15 protein-coding genes, 2 tRNA genes and 1 pseudogene are annotated in these 19630 nt (G+C 69.1%); 15 read left to right on the forward strand and 3 right to left on the reverse strand.

The window, feature by feature from the left end:
• The first annotated feature begins 147 nt into the window (after nt 1-147).
• The 7 genes and pseudogenes from ACQCSZ_RS02225 (at nt 148) to ACQCSZ_RS02255 (ending at nt 6806) form a co-directional block, all read left to right on the forward strand.
• The gene (locus tag ACQCSZ_RS02225) at nt 148-2355 is read left to right on the forward strand and encodes a DEAD/DEAH box helicase (RefSeq protein ID WP_427006517.1); all 2208 of its coding nucleotides are present in this window, start codon (nt 148-150) and stop codon (nt 2353-2355) included.
• A gap of 231 nt (nt 2356-2586) precedes the next feature.
• Nucleotides 2587-2658 (forward strand) — tRNA-Thr (locus tag ACQCSZ_RS02230).
• Between the two features lie 61 nt (nt 2659-2719).
• Nucleotides 2720-2793, forward strand: a tRNA-Met gene (locus tag ACQCSZ_RS02235).
• A gap of 182 nt (nt 2794-2975) precedes the next feature.
• The gene (locus tag ACQCSZ_RS02240) at nt 2976-3362 is read left to right on the forward strand and encodes a hypothetical protein (RefSeq protein WP_427006518.1); all 387 of its coding nucleotides are present in this window, start codon (nt 2976-2978) and stop codon (nt 3360-3362) included.
• A 74-nt stretch (nt 3363-3436) separates the two neighbouring features.
• Nucleotides 3437-4243: pseudogene (gene yidC, locus ACQCSZ_RS02245) on the forward strand (membrane protein insertase YidC); the annotation flags it as partial.
• A gap of 202 nt (nt 4244-4445) precedes the next feature.
• Nucleotides 4446-5111, forward strand: coding sequence for an NAD(P)H-binding protein (locus ACQCSZ_RS02250; RefSeq protein WP_427006519.1), 666 nt, complete (start codon nt 4446-4448; stop codon nt 5109-5111).
• A 123-nt stretch (nt 5112-5234) separates the two neighbouring features.
• The gene (locus tag ACQCSZ_RS02255) at nt 5235-6806 is read left to right on the forward strand and encodes a Na+/H+ antiporter (protein ID WP_427006520.1); all 1572 of its coding nucleotides are present in this window, start codon (nt 5235-5237) and stop codon (nt 6804-6806) included.
• Between the two features lie 26 nt (nt 6807-6832).
• Here the strand turns inward: ACQCSZ_RS02255 and ACQCSZ_RS02260 are convergent, their stop codons facing one another.
• On the reverse strand, nt 6833-8035 hold the full coding sequence (locus ACQCSZ_RS02260) for an ROK family protein (protein ID WP_427006521.1): 1203 nt from the start codon (nt 8033-8035) through the stop codon (nt 6833-6835).
• Nucleotides 8036-8141: 106 nt separating this feature from the next.
• Between ACQCSZ_RS02260 and ACQCSZ_RS02265 the strand changes: the two genes are divergently transcribed.
• The 5 genes from ACQCSZ_RS02265 to ACQCSZ_RS02285 all read left to right on the forward strand — a co-directional run bounded on the left by ACQCSZ_RS02265 (nt 8142) and on the right by ACQCSZ_RS02285 (nt 15185).
• Complete coding sequence (locus tag ACQCSZ_RS02265; RefSeq protein ID WP_427006522.1) at nt 8142-9836, forward strand: glycoside hydrolase family 13 protein; 1695 nt, start codon at nt 8142-8144, stop codon at nt 9834-9836.
• Nucleotides 9833-10795: an aldo/keto reductase gene (locus tag ACQCSZ_RS02270; protein WP_427006523.1), complete on the forward strand. Its 963-nt coding sequence runs from the start codon at nt 9833-9835 to the stop codon at nt 10793-10795. Before ACQCSZ_RS02265 ends, ACQCSZ_RS02270 begins: the two co-directional genes overlap by 4 nt.
• Nucleotides 10796-10923: 128 nt before the next feature.
• Nucleotides 10924-13908: a hypothetical protein gene (locus tag ACQCSZ_RS02275; protein WP_427006524.1), complete on the forward strand. Its 2985-nt coding sequence runs from the start codon at nt 10924-10926 to the stop codon at nt 13906-13908.
• Between the two features lie 99 nt (nt 13909-14007).
• Nucleotides 14008-14871: an HpcH/HpaI aldolase/citrate lyase family protein gene (locus ACQCSZ_RS02280; RefSeq protein WP_427006525.1), complete on the forward strand. Its 864-nt coding sequence runs from the start codon at nt 14008-14010 to the stop codon at nt 14869-14871.
• Nucleotides 14872-14960: 89 nt separating this feature from the next.
• Complete coding sequence (locus ACQCSZ_RS02285; RefSeq protein ID WP_427006526.1) at nt 14961-15185, forward strand: DUF3188 domain-containing protein; 225 nt, start codon at nt 14961-14963, stop codon at nt 15183-15185.
• Here the strand turns inward: ACQCSZ_RS02285 and ACQCSZ_RS02290 are convergent.
• Together ACQCSZ_RS02290 and ACQCSZ_RS02295 are read right to left on the reverse strand one after the other, a co-directional pair.
• Nucleotides 15175-16830 (reverse strand): SulP family inorganic anion transporter, encoded by a 1656-nt coding sequence (locus ACQCSZ_RS02290; RefSeq protein WP_427006527.1) that lies wholly within the window; start codon nt 16828-16830, stop codon nt 15175-15177. The two genes, ACQCSZ_RS02285 and ACQCSZ_RS02290, sit on opposite strands and share 11 nt — an antisense overlap.
• A complete protein-coding gene (locus ACQCSZ_RS02295; protein WP_427006528.1) occupies nt 16827-17204 on the reverse strand; it encodes an ArsR/SmtB family transcription factor in 378 nt (125 codons plus the stop codon). The genes ACQCSZ_RS02290 and ACQCSZ_RS02295 overlap by 4 nt, the downstream gene beginning before the upstream one ends.
• A gap of 141 nt (nt 17205-17345) precedes the next feature.
• On the opposite strand from ACQCSZ_RS02295, the gene ACQCSZ_RS02300 reads away from it, so the two are divergent.
• Genes ACQCSZ_RS02300 through ACQCSZ_RS02310 form a run of 3 tightly spaced genes read left to right on the forward strand, consistent with a single transcriptional unit; the run spans nt 17346 to nt 19580 of the window.
• Nucleotides 17346-17831 (forward strand): FAS1-like dehydratase domain-containing protein, encoded by a 486-nt coding sequence (locus ACQCSZ_RS02300; RefSeq protein WP_427006529.1) that lies wholly within the window; start codon nt 17346-17348, stop codon nt 17829-17831.
• Between the two features lie 2 nt (nt 17832-17833).
• Nucleotides 17834-18286, forward strand: a complete 453-nt coding sequence (locus ACQCSZ_RS02305) for a MaoC family dehydratase (RefSeq protein ID WP_211876772.1) — start codon at nt 17834-17836, stop codon at nt 18284-18286.
• 16 nt (nt 18287-18302) lie between these two features.
• Nucleotides 18303-19580 carry an MFS transporter gene (locus ACQCSZ_RS02310; protein ID WP_427006530.1) on the forward strand — a complete coding sequence of 426 codons (1278 nt, stop codon included), beginning with the start codon at nt 18303-18305 and terminating at the stop codon, nt 19578-19580.
• Nucleotides 19581-19630: the final 50 nt, after the last annotated feature.

The following is a 19630-nucleotide window of genomic DNA, read 5'->3' on the forward strand; positions in this document are numbered from 1 at the left end:
GCGAAGTCCTGCCACGGGATTGCGAAAGCGCCGGACTTCTGTGACCGGCCGGTCAAAGGATGCCCGGCTGCTTACGGTCACGCGTACTGCGGCTCCGCTCACCTCGGGTTGTGCCGCTTGGCCCCTATGGATGAGGAAAATTCACCTATGCCCGAAAATCAGAACAACTCCGTCGAAACCGAAACCGTCGCGATCGACGTCGAGACTTCTGAGACGGCTGCCCCCGCAGCCGGATCCACCACCGAAGCCCCGGTAACCACGCAGGCCCCGGTATTCACCGAGGCCCCGGCCGCTGCCGAGGCAGCCCCCCAGGACGACATCAAGGCCGAGGCCAAGGCCGAGGACAAGTCGGCCGACACCAAGGCCGAGGCGAAGTCCGCCCCCAAGGCCGCATCCGAGGATGAGGACGCCGAGGACGAGGGCGTCAAGTTCGTCGACCTCGGCATCGACGGCCGTGTCCTGGCCGCCCTGCAGGACGTCGGCTACGAGAAGCCGTCCCCGATCCAGGCAGCAACCATCCCGCTGCTGCTCGAAGGCCGCGACGTCGTGGGCCTGGCCCAGACCGGTACCGGTAAGACTGCAGCATTCGCAGTACCGGCACTGTCCCGCCTGGCCGAGCTCCACGACCTCAACGGCCCGTCCCGCAAGACCCAGGCCCTGGTCCTGGCCCCCACCCGTGAGCTCGCGCTCCAGGTTGCCGAAGCCTTCACCTCCTACGCCAAGCACATCGATGACTTCACCGTCCTCCCGGTGTACGGCGGCTCCGCCTACGGCCCCCAGCTGGCCGGCCTGCGCCGCGGCGCCCAGGTTGTTGTCGGCACCCCCGGCCGCGTGATCGACCACATCGCCAAGGGCTCCCTGGACCTGTCCGAACTCCAGTACCTGGTGCTGGACGAGGCCGACGAGATGCTCCGCATGGGCTTCGCCGAGGACGTCGAGCAGATCTTCCAGCAGACCCCCGAGGGTCGCCAGGTTGCACTGTTCTCCGCCACGATGCCGAGCCAGATCCGCCGGCTGTCCAAGCAGTACCTGAACAACCCGGCCGAGGTCCAGGTCAAGTCCAAGACCACCACGGGCGCCAACACCCGCCAGCGCTACCTGCAGGTCATGGGCCCGCACAAGCTCGACGCGCTGACCCGCATCCTTGAGGTCGAAGACTTCGAGGGCGTCATCGCGTTCGTGCGGACCAAGATGGCCACCGAGGACCTCGCCGACAAGCTGCGGTCACGCGGCTTCCAGGCTGCCGCCATCAACGGTGACATCCCGCAGCAGCAGCGTGAGCGCACGGTCGAGGCCCTGCGTGACGGCAAGATCGACATCCTGGTCGCCACCGACGTCGCGGCCCGCGGCCTTGACGTGGAGCGCGTCAGCCACGTGGTCAACTACGACATCCCGCACGACACCGAGTCCTACGTCCACCGCATCGGCCGCACCGGCCGTGCAGGCCGTTCCGGCGACGCGATCCTGTTCATGACGCCGCGGGAGAAGTACCTGCTGCGTTCCATCGAGAAGGCAACCCGCCAGCCGGTGGAGCAGATGCACCTGCCGACGGCCGAGACCGTCAACACGCTGCGCCTGGGCAAGTTCGCCGAGAAGATCACCGAAACGCTTGAGTCCGAGGACGTCGCGGCCTTCCGCGACCTCATCGCCTCCTACGAGCAGGAGCACAACGTTCCGGCCGCCGAGATCGCTGCCGCACTGGCCGTCATGGCCCAGGGCGGACAGCCGCTCCTGGTCAAGGAACTGCCGGCCGCTCCTGAATTCCAGAAGCGCGAGCGCGCCAAGGACGGCTTCGGCTCACGCGGCCCGACCCGCACCCTGACCGAGGGCAACGCCACCTACCGGATCGCCGTCGGACGCCGCCAGCGCGTCATGCCGGGGTCCATCGTGGGCGCCATCGCCAACGAGGGCGGCATCTCCTCGGCCCAGATCGGCGGCATCGACATCCGCGCGGACCACTCCCTCGTGGAGCTTCCCGCAGACCTCAGCGCCGACCAGCTCAAGGCACTGTCCCGCACCCGGATCGGCGGCGAGCTGATCCACCTCGAGCTGGACAAGGGCCGTTCACCCGCGAGCGACCGCGGCGGCGACCGTGGCGGCTACCAGGGCGCCAGCCGTGGCGGCGACCGCGGCGGCTTCTCCGGCGGCGGGGACCGTGGCGGCAACTTCAAGGGCAACGGCGGCTTCAAGCGCGAATTCCGCAAGAGCGACGGCGACCGCGGCGGCTACGCCGGCGGCGGCGAGCGTTCCTCGGCTGACCGCGGCGGACGCTCCTTCAGCGAACGCGGCGTCTCCTCCGATGCGGCCCGCAAGCCGCGCACCGAGGGCGGCTTCAAGCCCCGCACCAAGTGGTAGCCAGCAGCTGCTAAGCACTGATTGACCCTGGGAACGGGCCGGCCTCACAGCCGGCCCGTTCCTGCTTAAGTTTGCTTCGTCACATTCCTTCGCGCCCGGTTCCGGCGGAGGGCTTTCCTCGGCGGTTTAGCGGCGAAAAACGGCCCGGTTTGCCGGTATTTCGGCGCTTTCGGGGCCCTCCGCCCGCCGATTTGTTGGACCGGGAATCTTCCGGTAGAGTATTTACTCGTTGCCCCCCTAGCTCAGTGGTAGAGCGCGTTCTTGGTAAGAACGAGGTCACCGGATCGATTCCGGTGGGGGGCTCTGAATGAGGGCCTGTGTCAAGGCGGTTTTGACCGGCTTCGCACGGGTTTTCCTCATTTATGGCGGTGTAGCTCAGTTGGTTAGAGCGCACGACTCATAATCGTGAGGTCGGGAGATCGAGCCTCCCCACCGCTACAGACTAAGACCCCCGGAATCCGCGAGATTCCGGGGGTCTTTTGCTAGAACCAACTCCCACCCGATCACTGGAACGACGACGACGACGGCAGCGGCGGTGGCTGGCGACGACCCCTCGCGGACGACCCTCGTCCGTGGTGGGGCCGGCGATAAATGGCAGACTGACGAGTATGGCGCACGGCTTGGATAAGGACATTCACTTGGGTGGAGCGCCCTACAACACCCTGCAAACTGTGAACGTGATGCTGCTGGCCGGGGGAATATGGCTCGTCGTAGCGGCGTCAGTCGGCCTCGGGCAGACGCTGGCAAGAGACGCCGCTGGCGTTTATACCGATGGCGACGTCCTCAAGGGACCGGCCCTGGTGATTTTGACGGCGACGATCGTGGCCGTTCTCGCCGGGGGCGCATTCCTGTTATTGAAGAGCGGCCAGCGGTGGGCATGCTGGCTTGATGCGCTTGTTTGGCCTGTGGTTTGGTTCCTGGCCGTCTACCTTGGCGGGTTCGGCTACGCCATCCCGGGACTTTTTGCGCTCTCGGGATTTTCCTTGCAATCGCCACCTTTTTTCTGATGCCGCCGCGGGAGAGCGGGAACCGGTGGCGATCCAAAAGGGCGGGATGATCACCTGACGAATGGGGATGTCGTATGGACTTCTTTGCACAAATCATGTTCCCGTTCAAGTGGCTGGTCTCGGTCATCATGGTCGGATTCCATGACGGACTGAGCGCCATCGGCCTGCCGGCGGCCAACGGCTGGACCTGGACGCTGTCCATCATCGGGCTGGTGCTGGTCATCCGTGCCGCCCTGATTCCGGTCTTCGTCAGGCAGGTCCAGGCCCAGCGCCGTCTGCGGCTGCTGCAGCCTGACGTGAAGAAGATGCAGGACAAGTACAAGGGCAAGACCGACCAGCTCTCCCGCCAGGCCATGGCGCAGGAGCAGATGGCCCTGTACAAGAAGCACGGGACCAACCCGTTCTCGGCGTGTCTGCCGATGCTGATCCAGATGCCGTTCTTCTTCGCCCTGTTCCAGGTCCTCTCGGGCATCAGCACCGCCAAGGCGAGCGGCGAGGGCATCGGTGCCATGAGCCATGAGCAGGTCCGGCAGTTCGACGAATCCAGCATCTTCGGCGCCCCGCTTTCGGCGTCCCTGCTGCACGGCGGTGCCGGCGGCAATGAGGTGGCCGTGTGGGTGCTCTCGATCCTGATGATCCTGGCCATGACGGCCTCGCAGTTCATCACCCAGAAGCAGATCATGGCGAAGAACATGTCCGAAGAGGCCATGGCCAGCCCGTTCATGAAGCAGCAGAAGATGATGCTGTATATCCTGCCGGTCGTCTTCGGCGTGGGCGGCATCATCTTCCCCATCGGCGTCCTGATCTACTGGACCACCACCAACCTCTGGACCATGGCGCAGCAGTTCTTCGTCAGTGACCGGCGTGGGCCCGGGGGTGCTGCTTGATTTTCTCTCGTGCGTTGAACCAGCCGGAGGACGGTGTCACGCGGCGCAGACTTTCGGGCGGACTCGGGGGACGCCGGGGCGGATTGCCGCCGCCGGACGGTCCGGCGGCGGCCAAAAGTCTGCGCCACGTGACGCCTCCCGCCGGAACCGGGCCGCACAACTGCTATCCGCGGCCGGAGTGGGACAGAATGGGTCCATGACGCGAATCGCAATCATCGGCGGCCACGGCAAGGTGGCCTTGGAACTTTCCCGGGTCCTCACCGCGGAAGGGGACGACGTCACGTCCCTGATCCGCAATCCGGAGCACGCCGGCGACGTCGCCGCCACCGGCGCCACGCCGTCGGTCCTGGACGTGGAACACTCGACGACGGCGGAAATCGCCGAAGCCCTCCGCAACCACGACGCCGTGGTCTGGTCCGCCGGCGCGGGCGGCGGCGACCCGGAGCGCACCTACGCGGTGGACCGGGACGCCGCGATCCGGTCGATGGACGCGGCGGTGCAGGCCGGCGTCGGACGGTATGTCATGGTGTCCTACCTGGGCGCCCGGCCGGACCACGGGGTGCCGCCGGACAACGGCTTCTTCGCCTATGCCGAGGCCAAGGCCGCCGCGGACGCCTACCTGCGCGGCACGGGCCTGGACTGGACCATCCTCGGCCCCGGCACCCTCACGGACGGGCCCGGCAACGGGCTGATCGACGTCGATCCCGCCGACACCTCGGACGGCACCGCCACCGCGCGCGCCAACGTCGCCCGGGTGGCGGCCGCGGCGCTCGGGCTGCCGGCCAGCATCGGACACACCATTACCTTCCGGGACGGCACGCTGCCCCTCGCGGCAGCGCTGGAGCCACCCGACCAGCCGTAGCTCCGGCCGGCCACCCGGCCACCGGGCCACCCGGCCGGCTCCCGCCGGCCTCCCGGTAAAGTGGTGGAGGCGGCCGGCGCATCCAGAACGGATCGCGGCCCTACCCCCGGGGAAAGAGAGCGCATGGACCAGCTGGCACTCATCGTGGGACTGCTGCTGGCCACGGTGGTGGCGGTGGGTGTGGGGGACAGGCTGCGGCTGCCCTACCCGGTCCTGATGCTGATCCTGGCCGCCGCGCTGACCTTCTTCCCGGGCTTCCCGGAGCTGGCGATTTCGCCGGAGCTGATCCTGCCCATCTTCCTTCCTCCCCTCCTGTTCGCCACGGCGCAGCGCAGCTCCTGGGCCGTGTTCCGGGTCCGCTGGCGCACCCTGCTCATGCTGGCCGTCGCCCTCGTGGTGGTCTCCACGGCCGTCGTGGCCGGCGCGGCGTGGCTCATGATCCCGGGCATCGGCATCCCCGCGGCGATCGCCCTCGGCGCCATGGTGGCCCCGCCCGATCCCATCGCCGTGGACTCCATCGCGGGCCGCGTCCATATGCCCCGGCGGCTCATCACCGTGCTGCAGAGCGAGGGCCTCTTCAACGACGCCGCCGCCATCGTCATCTTCCAGGCAGCGGTTGCCGCGACGGTGTCGGGCACCAGGATTGCGCCCGACGTCGTGCTGCAGTTCCTCCTGGGGGCCGCGGTCGCCGTCGTGGTGGGCACTGCCATGGGCTGGCTCACCAGCCTGATCACCCGGCTCGTCACCTCCATGGTGGCGCGCAGCGCCGTCACGCTCGTGGTGCCGTTCGCGGCCTACATCCTGGCGGAGGAGGTGCATGCCTCCGGCGTGATCGCCGTCGTCGTCACCGCCCTCGAGATACAGCGCCAGTCGAGGCCGCAGGACGCCGCCGAGAGGGTCACGCGCACCGCGTTCTGGGACGTCGTGGAGCTGCTGGTGACCGGTCTGGCGTTCGGGCTGGCGGGGCTGGAGGTGCGGCAGGTCATCCGGGACGAAGGCAGCAGCATTTTCGGCATGATCGGTACGGCCGTCGTCGTCTGTGTGCTGGTGCTGGCGGTGCGGTTCCTGTGGATGGCGATGATGTCCGGACTGTCCCGGGCCACGAAGGACGGCCTGCGCCCCACCTCCGCCAAGGAAGTCCTCATCCTGACCTGGTGCGGGATGCGCGGCCTTGCGACGCTGGCGCTCGCTTTGGCGCTGCCGCTGACCCTGGCCGACGGGACCCCGTTCCCGGCCCGCAGCCAGCTCCTGGTGATCACGTGCGCGGTGCTGCTGGCCACCCTGGTGCTGCCCGGGCTGACGCTTCCGTGGCTGATGCGGCTCCTGAAGGCTTCGGAGGACGGCTCCCGGGAGCGCGACGCCGCACGGCTCCTGGCCCACCGCGCGCAGCAGGCCGCCATCGCGGCGCTGAAGGACACCGAGCTGATGCGGGAGCTGCCGCCGGAAAAGGTGGCGCTCGTCAAGGAGAAGATGACGCGGCTTCATGCCGAACTGCTGGACGGCAGCCTGAAGGACGAAAGCCTGGGGGAGAAGCGCAAACGCGGACGCGAGCTTGCCATTGCGGTCCAGACGATCGCCCTCGATGCGGCCCGGCAGGAAGTGGTGGCCGCCCGGAATGAACCGGACATGGACCCCGAAGTCGCGGACCGGGTGCTGCGCCAGCTGGACCTGCGCACCATGATCATGCCGGAGTGACCGCGCTGCATGGTCACTGTGCATGCTCACTCCGGCGACGGGCTCAGCTCCAGTTCCAGGGCATTCGCCTCGACATAGTCCAGCGCGTGCCGGATCGCCCCGATGCTGACGATGGCGTCGCCCAGCGGGGAGACCGACACGCGCGGGGGAGTGGCGGTGAAACGGGGCAGTGCGGCGGTGATGCCGGGCAGGAGCATGGCAGCGGACGCGGCGACGGCGCCGCCGATCACGAGCTGCTCCGGGTTGATGAAGCTGGAGATGGTGGCGATGACGCGCGCCATCCGCTCGGAAATCCGGTCCAGGACCGCGCGCGCGGCGGGGTCCCCGGCGGCGGCGTCCGCAAATACCTGCCGTGCGCCCGCGGATCCGCCGGGCGTGCCGTTGCCGGCCGCGGACCACTGCCTCGCGAGGGCGGCGATTCCGTCGCTGGATCCGACACCCTCCACCAGGTCCAGGTAGCCCATTTCGCCGGCCGCGCCGCCGCGGCCATGCAGCAGCCGGCCTGATTCCAGCACCCCGGCGCCCAGGCGTTCGCCCGCCAGCAGCACCACGAGGTCGTCCACCCCCGCGCCGGAGCCGCGCCAGCGTTCGCCGAGCACGGCGAGATTGGCGTCATTCTCCAGCAGCACCGTCCAGCCGTGCAGTTCCCGGAACGCGGAGCGGAGCCCGACGTCGAACAGGCTCCAGAAGTGCCGGGACGCCAGCACGTTGCCGTTGCGGTCCACCGGCGCCGCAATGCCGGCACCGGCCGCGAGGATCCTGCCCGGGGCCGCTCCCGCTGCCGCCAGCGCCTGCCGGCAGGCCCGGTCCACGACGCCGATCCGCTCCGCCGCGGGGATGTCGGCGGCCCGGAAGCTCTCGCTGGAGCGCCCGACGACGGTGCCGCGGAGGTCGGCGACGGCCGCCGTCGTGGTGGCGGCGCCGATGTCGATGCCCAGCACGAATCCGGCCCGTGAATTGAGTTCGAAGCGCCGGGCCGGCCGGCCCTTCCGGGGGCTGCCGGCGGCCTCACCATCCCCTCGGGGGCTGTCCAGTTCGCGGATCCAGCCGCGCCGGATCAGGTCCTCGCAGACGGCGATGACCGAGGCCCGGGTCAGCCCGGTCCGGGCCATCAGCCCGGTCCCGGTGGCGACGTCGGTGCTGCGGATATGGCCCAGGACGGCCAGGGCGTTGACGCGGCGCAGGAGCTGGGGGGTGGCCGCCGGCCGCGGCGCGGGATCCTGGGGCATCGAACCTTGACCTCTCCTGCAAGGGGACGGATAATTGTCCGGACAATATATTTAGCTTGTATCTAAAATACCAGAGACCCGGTTCCGAACCCCGAAGGATGCTCCCTTGTCCAACACCGCCACACTGGCAACCCTGTCCGGTTCCAACCTCTCCGCCGATCCCAACTGGTGGCGCCAGGCGTCCGTGTACCAGATCTACCCGCGCAGCTTTTCCGACTCCAACGGCGACGGACTGGGGGACATCAGGGGCATCACGGCCAAGGTCCCCTACCTGAAAAAACTCGGGATCGACGCCGTCTGGCTGAGCCCGTTCTACCCGTCCGCCCTGGCCGACGGAGGCTACGACGTCGACGACTACCGCGACGTGGACCCCAAGCTGGGCAGCCTGGCTGACTTCGACGGGATGTCCGCCGCGCTGCATGCCGCCGGCATCAAGCTGATCGCGGACATCGTCCCGAACCACTCCTCCAACCGCCACGCGTGGTTCAAGGAAGCCCTCGCATCCCCCCGGGGCTCGGCCGCGCGCGAGCGCTACATCTTCCGGGACGGGCTCGGGCCGGACGGCGGGCTGCCGCCGTCGGACTGGGAATCCGTCTTCGGCGGCCCCGCCTGGGAACGCATCACCGAACCCGACGGCACCCCCGGCCAGTGGTACATGCACATCTTCGCCAAGGAGCAGCCGGACCTGAACTGGTCCAGCCGCGAAATCCGCGACGACTTCCTGAAGACCCTCCGCTTCTGGTCCGACCGCGGCGTGGACGGCTTCCGCGTCGACGTGGCGCACGCCCTGACCAAGGACCTCACCGAGCCGCTGCTGTCCAGGGTCGAGCTCAGCCTCGAGGGCACCGCCACCGACGGCTCCCACCCGTTCTGGGACCGCGACGAAGTCCACGAGATCTACGCCGAATGGCGCGAGGTCTTCAACGAGTACAGCCCGCCGCGCACCGCCGTCGCCGAGGCCTGGGTTCACGCCAGCCGCCGCGGCCGCTACGCCAGCCCGCAGGGCCTGGGCCAGGCGTTCAACTTCGACCTCCTGCAGGCCGACTTCGACGCCGGGGCGTTCCGCGAGATCATCACCCGGAACCTCGCCGAGGCGGCCGTATCCGGCGCGTCGTCGACCTGGGTCTTTTCCAACCACGACGTCGTCCGGCACGCCACCCGCTACGGCCTGCCCAAGGGCGGCGGCCGGCATGCCAAAGGCCAGGACGGCAAGGGCTGGCTGCTCGCCGGCGCCCCGGCCGGGGAGCTCGACGCCGGACTCGGCCTGCGCCGCGCCCGCGCCGCCACGCTGCTGATGCTGGCTCTGCCGGGCTCCGCCTACCTGTACCAGGGCGAGGAACTGGGCCTGCAGGAAGTCACGGAGATCCCCGACGCCGCGCGCCAGGATCCCGCCTTCTTCCGCAACAAGGGGGTCGAGATCGGCCGCGACGGCTGCCGCGTGCCGCTGCCCTGGACCCCGGACGGCGCCTCCTTCGGCTTCGGCGACGGCGGCGCCCACCTGCCGCAGCCGGCCTGGTTCGGCCGCTACGCCGTGGCAGCCCAGGACGGCGCCGAGGGGTCCACCCTGGAGTTCTACCGCCAGGCCCTCAGGCTCCGCCGCGAGCTGCAGGGCGCCGAGGAACTGGAATGGCTGGATACCGGCAACGCCGGCGTCCTGCACTTCCGCCGTCCCGGCGGCTGGCAGTCCGTGACCAACTTCGGCGGCGGGGCTGTCGGGCTCCCCGCCGGCACCGTGCTGGTCAGCAGCGGACCGCTGGACGGCAGGCTCCTCCCCGGCAACACCACCGTCTGGCTGCGGTGAGCGCCTCGCCCCAGTCAAGCCAGGAGCTGATCTACGGCTGCATGGGCCTCGGCGGCAGCTGGTCGGCGGAGCCGTACTCGTCCGCGCAGGTGGACGAGGCGGCTGCCGCCGTCGGCGCCGCCCTCGAGGCGGGGATCACCCTGTTCGACCATGCGGACATCTACCGCAACGGCAAGGCCGAGGCGGTGTTCGGCGAGGTGCTGGCGCAGACCCCCGGGCTGCGGGAACGGATCCGGCTGCAGACCAAATGCGGGATCCGCCTCAACGAGCAGGGGCTCGGGACGTACTACGACCTGAGCCGCGGCGCCATCCTGGAACGGGTCAACGAAAGCCTGGCACGCCTCCGCACGGACTACGTGGACGTGCTGATGCTGCACCGCCCCGATCCGCTCATGGACCCCGCGGAGGTGGCGTCCGCCGTCGGGCAGCTGATGGCGGAAGGCAAGGTGCGGGCCGTCGGCGTGTCCAACATGTCCGGGCCGCAGATCGAGATGCTGCAGGACCGGCTGGAGACCCCGGTGGTCGCCAACCAGCTGGAAATGAGCCTGCTGGCGCGGGCCTGGCTGGAGAGCACCGTGCTGGTCAACCATGCCGACGGCACGGACTTCAGCTTCCCGCACGGCACGGTGGAGCACTGCGTCCGCAAGGGCATCACCGTGCAGGCCTACGGCGCGCTCGCCCGCGGGCTGTACACCGGAGCCCCGGCCGCCATGCCGACGGCGGCGGACTCGGCCACGGCGGCCCTCGTGGCCGCCCTGGCCGCGGAGCAGGGAACCACCGGCGAATCGATCCTGCTGGGCTGGCTGATGAAGCACCCGGCCGGGATCGCCCCGGTGATCGGCACCGCCAACCCCGGCCGGATCAGGGCCTGTGCCGGCGCCGCCGCGGTGGCCGCGGCCATGACCCGGGCGCAGTGGTACCGGCTCTGGATCACCGCACGCGGCAGCGACATCCCGTAGCCCGGCGGCGTGCCCGCAAAACAGTTACTTACATTGATTGACACGCCGAAATCGCGGGGGCAGGATTCAACCACGCGTCCAGGGTCTCCGCTGGCGCGGCGCGATCGGCATCCAACGCGGGGGTTGTCATGGGGAACGGACAGGTGGCGCCGGCCGCTCCATTGCCCGCCTACGCCGGATGGATCTTCCGGTGGAAGTTCCCGACGCTCACAGTTGTTGCCATTTCGCTCTGGATCACCTTGACGGAGCTGGACCGGCTCATTGAAGGAGCCGCACCCCAGGACGGCGGGGCGGGCCGGTCAGCGGCCGGCCTGCAGGGGCTGGAGGCGTATGCGCGGCGGGACTCGTGGGACATCTGGGCCCGGTTGCATCCGGCCGCCGTCCCGGAGGTCGCGGGGCTGCTGGTCATCTACGCGGCGGTCGATTTGTTGTTCGCGCTGAGCTATTTCCTGCTGCTCCGGGGGATTTTCCGTGGCCGGAAGTGGGTGACGCGCCTGGTCATCTTCGAATTCGCCTGCGAAGCCGTCGAGTCCGTGTTCATGGTGTTTTCCGCGGGGCATCCGGGGATCCCATTCCTGAACGCACCGCTTTGGCTTGCCGCCTACGCCAAATGGGCCGCTCTGCTGGCCGTGGTGCTGTTCGCCTGGGCCGATGAGGTCCTGCGGCGGCGGTTGCGGAGGCGGTTGAAGGGTGTCTATCGGGCGTTGCTCTTCCACCGGCTGAACCTTGCTGCGGTCGCCGGCATCGCGGCGATGGCCCTGCTGCCCATCCCCGGTGTCAGCGACCAGCTTCCGGACGCGCAGAGGTCCTGGGCTGCCCAGGGTCTGGGGGAAGCCCACTGGTGGTGGGCATGGGCCACCGTGCTGGCGGGGACTGCGGGTCTGTTTGTGCTCGGGAGGCGGAGGTCTGAGCTGGCGTGGGCACTGTTCGCGAAGTCAGCACCGAAGAAGGCGCCCAGCGTGTGGTGGTGGGCATACGGTCCTATGCTCCTGGTCGCCGGACTCAGCGCGGCCGCCCTGGCGCGGCGGCTTCCGGAGCCCCCGGGCGTCGGGATGCTCGTCGTCATTGGTATTCCGATTGCAGTTGTGCTTGCCTCATGGCTGATCAAGGCAGTCAGCCCCTCCGTCGAGCCAACACCCCGGACGCGCGACCGGGGGCGGGCCGTCGCCGTGTGGCGCTGCGGCGACGCACTGGCCTGCCTGTTCCTCGTCGTATCGGGCATGGCGCTCATCCGGTCATTTTCGGCTCCGCTGGCATTGGCTGCAGTGAGCGGATGGCACCTGGACTGGGGATGGCCGCCGGTCTTCCTTGGCCTCGGATGGCTGGCTGTGCTTTTCGGGTTCTTCGCCGGCACGCGGCTGCTGCGATGGACATGGACGTCAACAACAACCGGGCCGCTCGCAGGCCTTCTCGATCCGCGGGTGGCATCCGGAAAACTGTCCAGGAACGCTTCCTGGGCATCGCTGGCAGTCTCCTGCCTGGTGCTGGGATGGTACGAGGCGGCGCCGGACTGGGCCGCACGGACGGTCGGGGTTCCTGCCACCGCGGTTCTCAGTGTTCTCGCATGGACGATCGCCATTGGTTTTCTCGTAGTCCAGCTGCAGGAACAGCGGGCAATGCCGGTTTTCGAGAAGTTCGGCCTGCGGGCCAACCCCATTGTGACCCTGATCCTCCTGACCCTCGTCGTAACGTCCATCAACGGAGGGGACAGCCGCGTGCACGCGATCCGCCAATCGAGCCCCACTTCGGCCAACGAAAGGCGGCTGGAACTGGATGAGTACTTTAGGCGGTGGACCGCCTCGAATGGCGGCTGCGCCATTTCCGTTCCCGGGACAGCGGCCAAGGTCCGTCCCGTGATTTTCGTGGCCGCCGAGGGCGGCGGCATCCGGGCGGCCGTCTGGATTGCCAGCGCCTTCACGGAACTTGCGTCGCACCGGTGCGGGTCCACGTCCGTGGTGCTATCAAGCGGCGTGAGCGGCGGCTCGTTGGGCCTGGTCGTAGCGCAGCTCTACGGGGAAGAAGCACAGCGGACCCGTGTGACACCGCTGGCCCTCGTGACCCGCATGGCTGCTCCGGATGCACTGGCCGTCGGAGTTGCCGGGACGCTCACAAGGGACATGGTCGCCGCGGGGACCGGCCTCCTGGTAGCCGCCGATGACCGGAACGGTTGGCAGGACCGGGCCGCCCTCATGGAGCGGGCCTGGGAATCTGCGGCGAAGAAGCTGGCGGAACCCTGGCGGCCTGCTGACTCGCAGACGGGCCCAACCGGTGCGTTGATTCTGAACTCCACGGCGTCCGGGATCGGATGCCGCCTCCTCATCAGCCAAATCGATCTTGACGGGAGCTCCGCCGCGAGAACCGGTGTTGCCAAGGACGCGAGTTGCCGCAATGGCGGGACGCCACTTTCCATCGACCTGATGAGCCAGGACGCCTGCCCCCTGGCCATGTCGTGGTCGACGGCTGCGATGATTTCCGCACGGTTTCCCATCATCTCGCCGGCAGGCAGGGTCCCCTACCGGTCCGAATCCGGGTGTTCCCCGGGCAATTCCTACCAGGCCATCGATGGCGGCTACTCCGAAGGATCCGGGCTCGGCACGGTTAATGACGTCTGGCCGCTGTTCCAGGAGGAACTCAGGCAGCACAACCTGACGGTGGGTGCCGGCGGGACGTATTTCGCGCCGGTCTTCCTGTATGTCCGGAACTCACGCGGGGCTGATGTCCTCACCGGACCGCCAAGGGCAGCAGGGGAACTTGCTGTTCCCCTGCTGGGCATCAGCGCCAAGAATCTCCAGTCGGACGCCAGCAGCTGGCTGCAGAGACTTGCGTCGGACGACGACGTCTGTGGCCCTGCTTCCGGGGAGTGCGCGGCGGCCTCTAAGGAGCTTAAGAGCAGGCTGGGAGGCAAGAGCACCGTCGTGCTGGCTCCCGACCGCCATCCGAGAATCGACCCTCCCCTCGGCTGGGCGTTGTCCCGGCTGAGCCAGGATGAATTGTCCCGGGCCATGGACACAGAGACCTGCCGTAATGAAGGCGCAGGGGAAGACTGCTCCGAATTCGCGAGGCTGCTCCATGTCCTGGACCGAGGGAGCCCGGCGGCTGTTCCCGGCGGTTAGCCTCAGATACCGCCGTCGTTGCGTGATTTTGGTCGTATTGGTCCCCCGGATGGCCGGAATACTTGGCTGGAGGTACCCCGGTGCGGCTAGCGTAGATACATGACGTCTACCACCACCGCCGGAACCGTCCGGCCCCACCGCAACATCCCGGCCGAGATCGCCCGCTCCTGGCTGCTGGTCAACGCAATGAAACCCGAGCTGTTCGCCGAATCCGCCGCCGGACGCGCGGATGCGGTCGTCCTTGACATCGAAGACGCCGTGGACCCTTCCCAGAAGGACGCCGCGCGTGAACACGTCGTCGACTGGCTGACCGCCGGCGGCAGCGCCTGGGTCCGCATCAACGACGCGACCAGCCCCTTCTGGGCCGATGACCTCGCCGGGCTCCGCGGCACCCCGGGACTGCTGGGCGTCATGCTCGCCAAGACCGAGTCCGCCGACCAGGTCACCGAAAGCTTCCACCGCATGGACGGCAAGACCCCGGTCATCGCGCTCGTCGAGTCGGCCCTGGGCATCGAGGAAGCCAACCACATCGCCAGGGCCCAGGGCGCGTTCCGCCTGGCCTTCGGCTCGGGCGACTTCCGCCGCGACACCGGCATGGCGGCCACCCCCGAGGCAATGGCCTACCCGCGTGCCAAGCTGGTGGTGGCCAGCCGCGTCGGCAACCTGCCCGGCCCGATCGACGGGCCCACGGTGGGAACGAACCACCCCATCCTGCGCGAGCAGACCGCCATCACCGTCATGATGGGCATGACCGGCAAGCTCTGCCTGGCCATCGACCAGACGTCCATCATCAACGAGGTCATCAGCCCCACGCCGTCGGACGTCGCCTGGGCCACGGACTTCATGGCCGACTTCGAGGCCAGCGGCCGCGTGATCCGCGACGGATCCGACCTGCCGCGCCTGGGCCGCGCCGAGAAGATCATGAAGCTCGCGGTGGCCTTTGGGGTGCAGCCGGCGCTGTAGCCGCACCCGAACGAACTGGGGAGACCCCGTGGCCGATATCCGATATCCGGTCCACGGGGTCTTTTGGTGAGCGCCGGTAGACTGGCACGGTGCTGAACGAATTCTGGGCCTCCGCGACAACCACCTACAAGGTGCTCGTCTTCAGCGCCATGGGTCTGATTGCCCTCGGCATCATCCTGAACATCGTGGGCAACACCTCCCACAACCAGGGCCTGGCCGTGGCGTCCCTGCCGGTGATCGGTCTGGGGCTGATCCTGCACATCGCGGGAATCGTTGTCCGCGGCCAGACGATCCGGAAGAACCTCAAGCGCTGACAGCCGCGTTCCGCCGGACATGGCTCCGGGCGTGCTCCACGGCCGCGGGCAGGGCGGTGAACAGGTGCTTGTGGTGCCGCAGCGAGCGGATCACCCCGACGTTGGTCACGAGCTCCAGATGCTGCGGCTGGACCCCCTTGAGCAGGACCGTGACGCCCCTCAACTCCAGGGCCGAGATGACCTCAACCAGGGTGTGGGCGCCCGTGGCATCGAGCATCCGCACCTGTGACAGCCGGATGATGGCCACCTGGATGTCCTTGACCCTGCTGATTTCCTGCAGCACCCGTTCGGCGGCACCGAAGAACATGGCCCCCTCCAGCCGGAAGACGGCAATGTGCTCGTCCCCGGGAACGGGTACCCCCGGAATTTCCTCGCGCTGCACCCCGCTCAGGGAGGCGAACTTCCGCAACGTGAAGATGGCAGCGGCGACAAACCCGATCTCGATGGCCACGATCAGGTCGAAGGCCACGGTGATGATGGCGGTCAGGATGAACACGAAGGCGTCGGCGCGGGTAGAGCGCAGGATGGCGGTGACCGTGTGTCTTGAAACCATGCGTGTTGCCGTCACCATCAGGATGCCGGCCAGGACCGCCAGCGGGATCCTGCCGACGAGTCCGGCCGCGAGGTAGATGATGGCCAGCAACACTAGGGCGTGCACGATCGCGGAGAGCCGGGTCTTGGCGCCGGAGCGGACGTTGACGGCGGTCCGGGCGATCGCGCCGGTGGCCGGCATGCCGCCGAAGAACCCTGCCGCGACGGAAGCCAGCCCCTGCCCCGTGAGCTCGCGGTCCGGGCTGTAGGCCCCGCTGGGCCGGCCGTCCGGGCCGACCATGCCGGCGGACACCCGGGCCGAGAGCAGGGATTCGATGGCGGCCAGGGTCGCGATGGACACCGCGGGCATGAGCAGCCCGCCGAGTGCGGAAGGATCAAGGGAGGGTACCGAGGGCGCCGGCAGGGAATGCGGCAGCCCGCCGATCCGGGGGATGTCCAGCCGGAGCAGTTCGGATGCGACAGTGGCCAGCAGCACCGCGATCAGGCTCGCCGGCAGGGATTTGTGCAGCCTGGGGAGCAGGAACATCACGGCCGCAACCCCCACAACGACGCCGAGCGTCTGCAGGACCATCGGCGCCGTGGCCCTGGAAGCGCTCTCGATCGCCGCCAGCAGGGTGTTGTGGCCCGGGATTCCCTGCGTGCCGGTCGCCATCGGAACCTGCTGGAGGAAGATGATCAAGGCGATGCCGAGGGTGAAGCCCTCCACCACCGGCCGCGGGATGAAGGCCACGGCCCGGCCCAGACCGCTGATGCCCAGGATGATGACCAGCAGCCCCGCCAGCAGCGAGACCAGGGCGATGCTGCCGACGCCGTGGGTGGCGACCACCGGGGCCAGGACCACCACCATGGCACCGGTGGGCCCGGAGACCTGGACATGCGAGCCGCCCATGACGGCGGCCACCAGGCCGGCCACCACGGCGGTGATCAGCCCGGCCTCGGCCCCGACGCCCGAGCTCACACCGAAGGCGAGGGCCAGCGGGAGGGCCACGATGCCCACCGTTATCCCGGCGAGCAGGTCCGTCTTCCAGGAGGAGCGCAGGCCGTCGTAGTCGCGGCGGGACGGCAGGAACCGTGCGGGGAATGTGCCCCTCACGAGGCGGAGCCCTGGAGATGCCCGTCCGGCAACTCCTGCGCGAGCCGCAACTGCTCGTTGGAGCCGGCCAGCCGGTCCAGGAGGAAGATCCTGGCTATGGCCAGCAGTTCTGAAATCTTCGGGTGGGCCAGCCGGTAGGTGACGGCATTCGCTGACCGGACAGAGGTCACCACCCCGTGCCGGCGGAGAGTCGCCAGGTGCTGGGACAGATGGGAGGCCTCAAGGCCCGTCTCGGCCAGGAGATAGCTGACCGGCGCCGCGACGTCCGGGGCGGCGGCCAGCAGTTCCAGCACCCGGATCCGGGCCGGATGGGCGAGGGCCTTGAAAAGGTTCGCCTTGATCTCGTACAAAGGGGTCTGCGCCGCTGAAATCATGGCTGGCCTGGGCTCTCTTGCTCCGCAGCCGCGGCGGAACAACTGGGTTGATGGATTGATGTTTTCATCATACCATTCCGGTGCTGGGCCGTGCAGGAGTGTCAGGGACGGCCGCCGGAGGCGTGGCACTAGGCTTGAACCATGACTATCAATCCGGACCTGCAGGGGCGCAGCTACCCTGCCGCAGAGGTGTACGACGTCGGCCGCGAGAAGATCCGCGAGTTCGCGCGCGCGGTCAAGGCCACGCACCCGGCCCACTTCGACGTCGACGCGGCCGCCGCCCTCGGCCACAGCGACCTCGTGGCGCCGCCGACCTTCGCCATCATCATCGCCCAGCGCGCCGACGCCCAGCTGATCGAGGATCCCGAGTCCGGCATCGACTTTTCCCGCGTGGTCCACGCCGACCAGCGCTTCGTCCACCACCGCCCCATCGTCGCCGGTGACCGGCTCGTCGCCGAGCTGCACGTCGACGGCGTCCGCGCCATGGGCGGCGGGGCAATGATCACCACCCGCTCGGAAATCTTCGCGCTTGCCCCTGGAGAAGCCACCGACGGCGCCGCCGGCGGTTCCCGCGCGGCAGTCGCCACCGCCACCTCATCCATCCTGGTCCGCGGAGAGGGACAGTAGCCATGAGCCTTGCATCCACGAGCCCCAAATTTTCAGAACTCACGGTCGGCCAGGACATCGGCAGCCGCAGCATCGAGGTCACCCGCACGGACCTGGTCAAGTATGCCGGCGCGTCCGGGGACTTCAACCCCATCCACTGGAACGGGGCCTTCGCCACCGGCGTCGGGCTGCCCGGCGTCATCGCCCACGGCATGTTCACCATGGGTGCGGCCGTCCAGCTCGTGACCGACTGGGCGGGCGACCCCGCCGCCGTCGTGGATTTCCAGACCCGCTTCACCAAGCCCGTCCCGGTGGCCGACACCACGGGAACGCCGGAACCCGGCGCCGTGATCGAGGTCAGCGGCGCCATCGGCGCGCTCGACGCCGAGGCGGGCACCGCCCGCGTGGACCTCACCGTCGTCTCGGCCGGCCAGAAGGTGCTGGTGAAGGCGCAGGCCGTCGTCAGGCTGGGCTGAGCGCTTGGGGCGTGCGGTGAGCCGGCGCGCTCCCCAGGCCGCCGAAGTCACGGCGTGGCGCAATGCCGTGGTTGCCGCCTACGGGTTCAGCGGCCTTGCCTTCGCGAGCTGGGTGTCCCGGCTGCCGGCGATCCGCAACGGCCTCGAGCTGACCCCGGGCACCGTCGGGCTGCTGCTGCTGTGCATGACGGTGGGCTCCTTCATCTCCGTCTCCGCCTCGGGCCTGATCGTGCTGCGCTTCGGCTCCCGGCGCACCATCCGGATCGGCAGCATCATGGTCGGCGCCGGACTCGTCCTGGCCGGCTTCGGCACCTCCGTGCTCGCCAGCCCGCTCGCGGTCGCCGCGGGCCTGGCCGTCATCGGGTTGGGCACCGCCAGCTGGAATACGGCCTCCAATGTGGAGGGCGCCGCGGTGGAACGGGCGGTGGGCCGGCACATCATGCCCCGGCTGCACGGGTCCTTCAGCCTCGGGACCGTCGCGGGCGCCGGGCTGGGCGCCTGGGCCGCGGGGGCCGGGGTCCCGGTCTTCTGGCATCTGGCCGCGGTGGGCGCGATCGTGGCCGGCTCCGTGGCCACGGCCGCCCGCTGGTTCCGCGCCGACATCACGCCGCTGCAGGACCATGGCTTCAAGCCGGCCAGACCGGACACCTTCGAGGACCCGTCCACCGGCCCGCTGCCCGTCATCCGTCCGGACACCGGCACGGCCGCGGAACCACTGGACAACAAGCGCCAGATCGCGCAGGCCTGGCGGGACCGCCGGACGCTCCTGCTGGGCGTCCTCGTGCTGGGGCTGGCCCTGGCCGAAGGCGCGGCGGGGGACTGGGTGGCGCTGGCGCTCGCGGACGGCCACGGCCAGTCCGAGGCCGCCGGGGCCGCGGGCTACGGCCTGTTCGTCACGTTCATGACGGTGGGCCGCTTCGCCGGGACGCTCGTCCTGGACCGCTTCGGCCGCGTCCCGGTGATGCGCTGGTGCGCCGCCCTCGCCGTCCTGGGCCTTGGCCTGTTCGTCTTCGCCCCCGTCCCATGGCTGGCCTTCGTGGCGCTCGCCGTCTGGGGGCTGGGCGCCTCGCTGGGGTTCCCGGTGGGCATGTCCGCCGCCGCCGACGATCCGGCCAGGGCCGCCGCGCGGGTCTCCGTGGTCTCCACGATCGGGTACGGCGCGTTCCTCTGCGGTCCGCCGCTACTGGGCCTGCTGGCCGAACACGTGGGCATCCTGCACTCGCTGCTGGCCGTCATGGTGATGCTGGTGGTCAGCTTCCTGCTCTCCCCGGTGGCCCGCAAGCTGCCGGTGTAGCCGGCGGCTGCAGTGTCCTGCCTTTCAGGCAGGCACGCGATCCCGGCTAG

Source organism: Pseudarthrobacter sp. H2 (assembly GCF_050157045.1).
GTDB lineage: Bacteria > Actinomycetota > Actinomycetes > Actinomycetales > Micrococcaceae > Arthrobacter.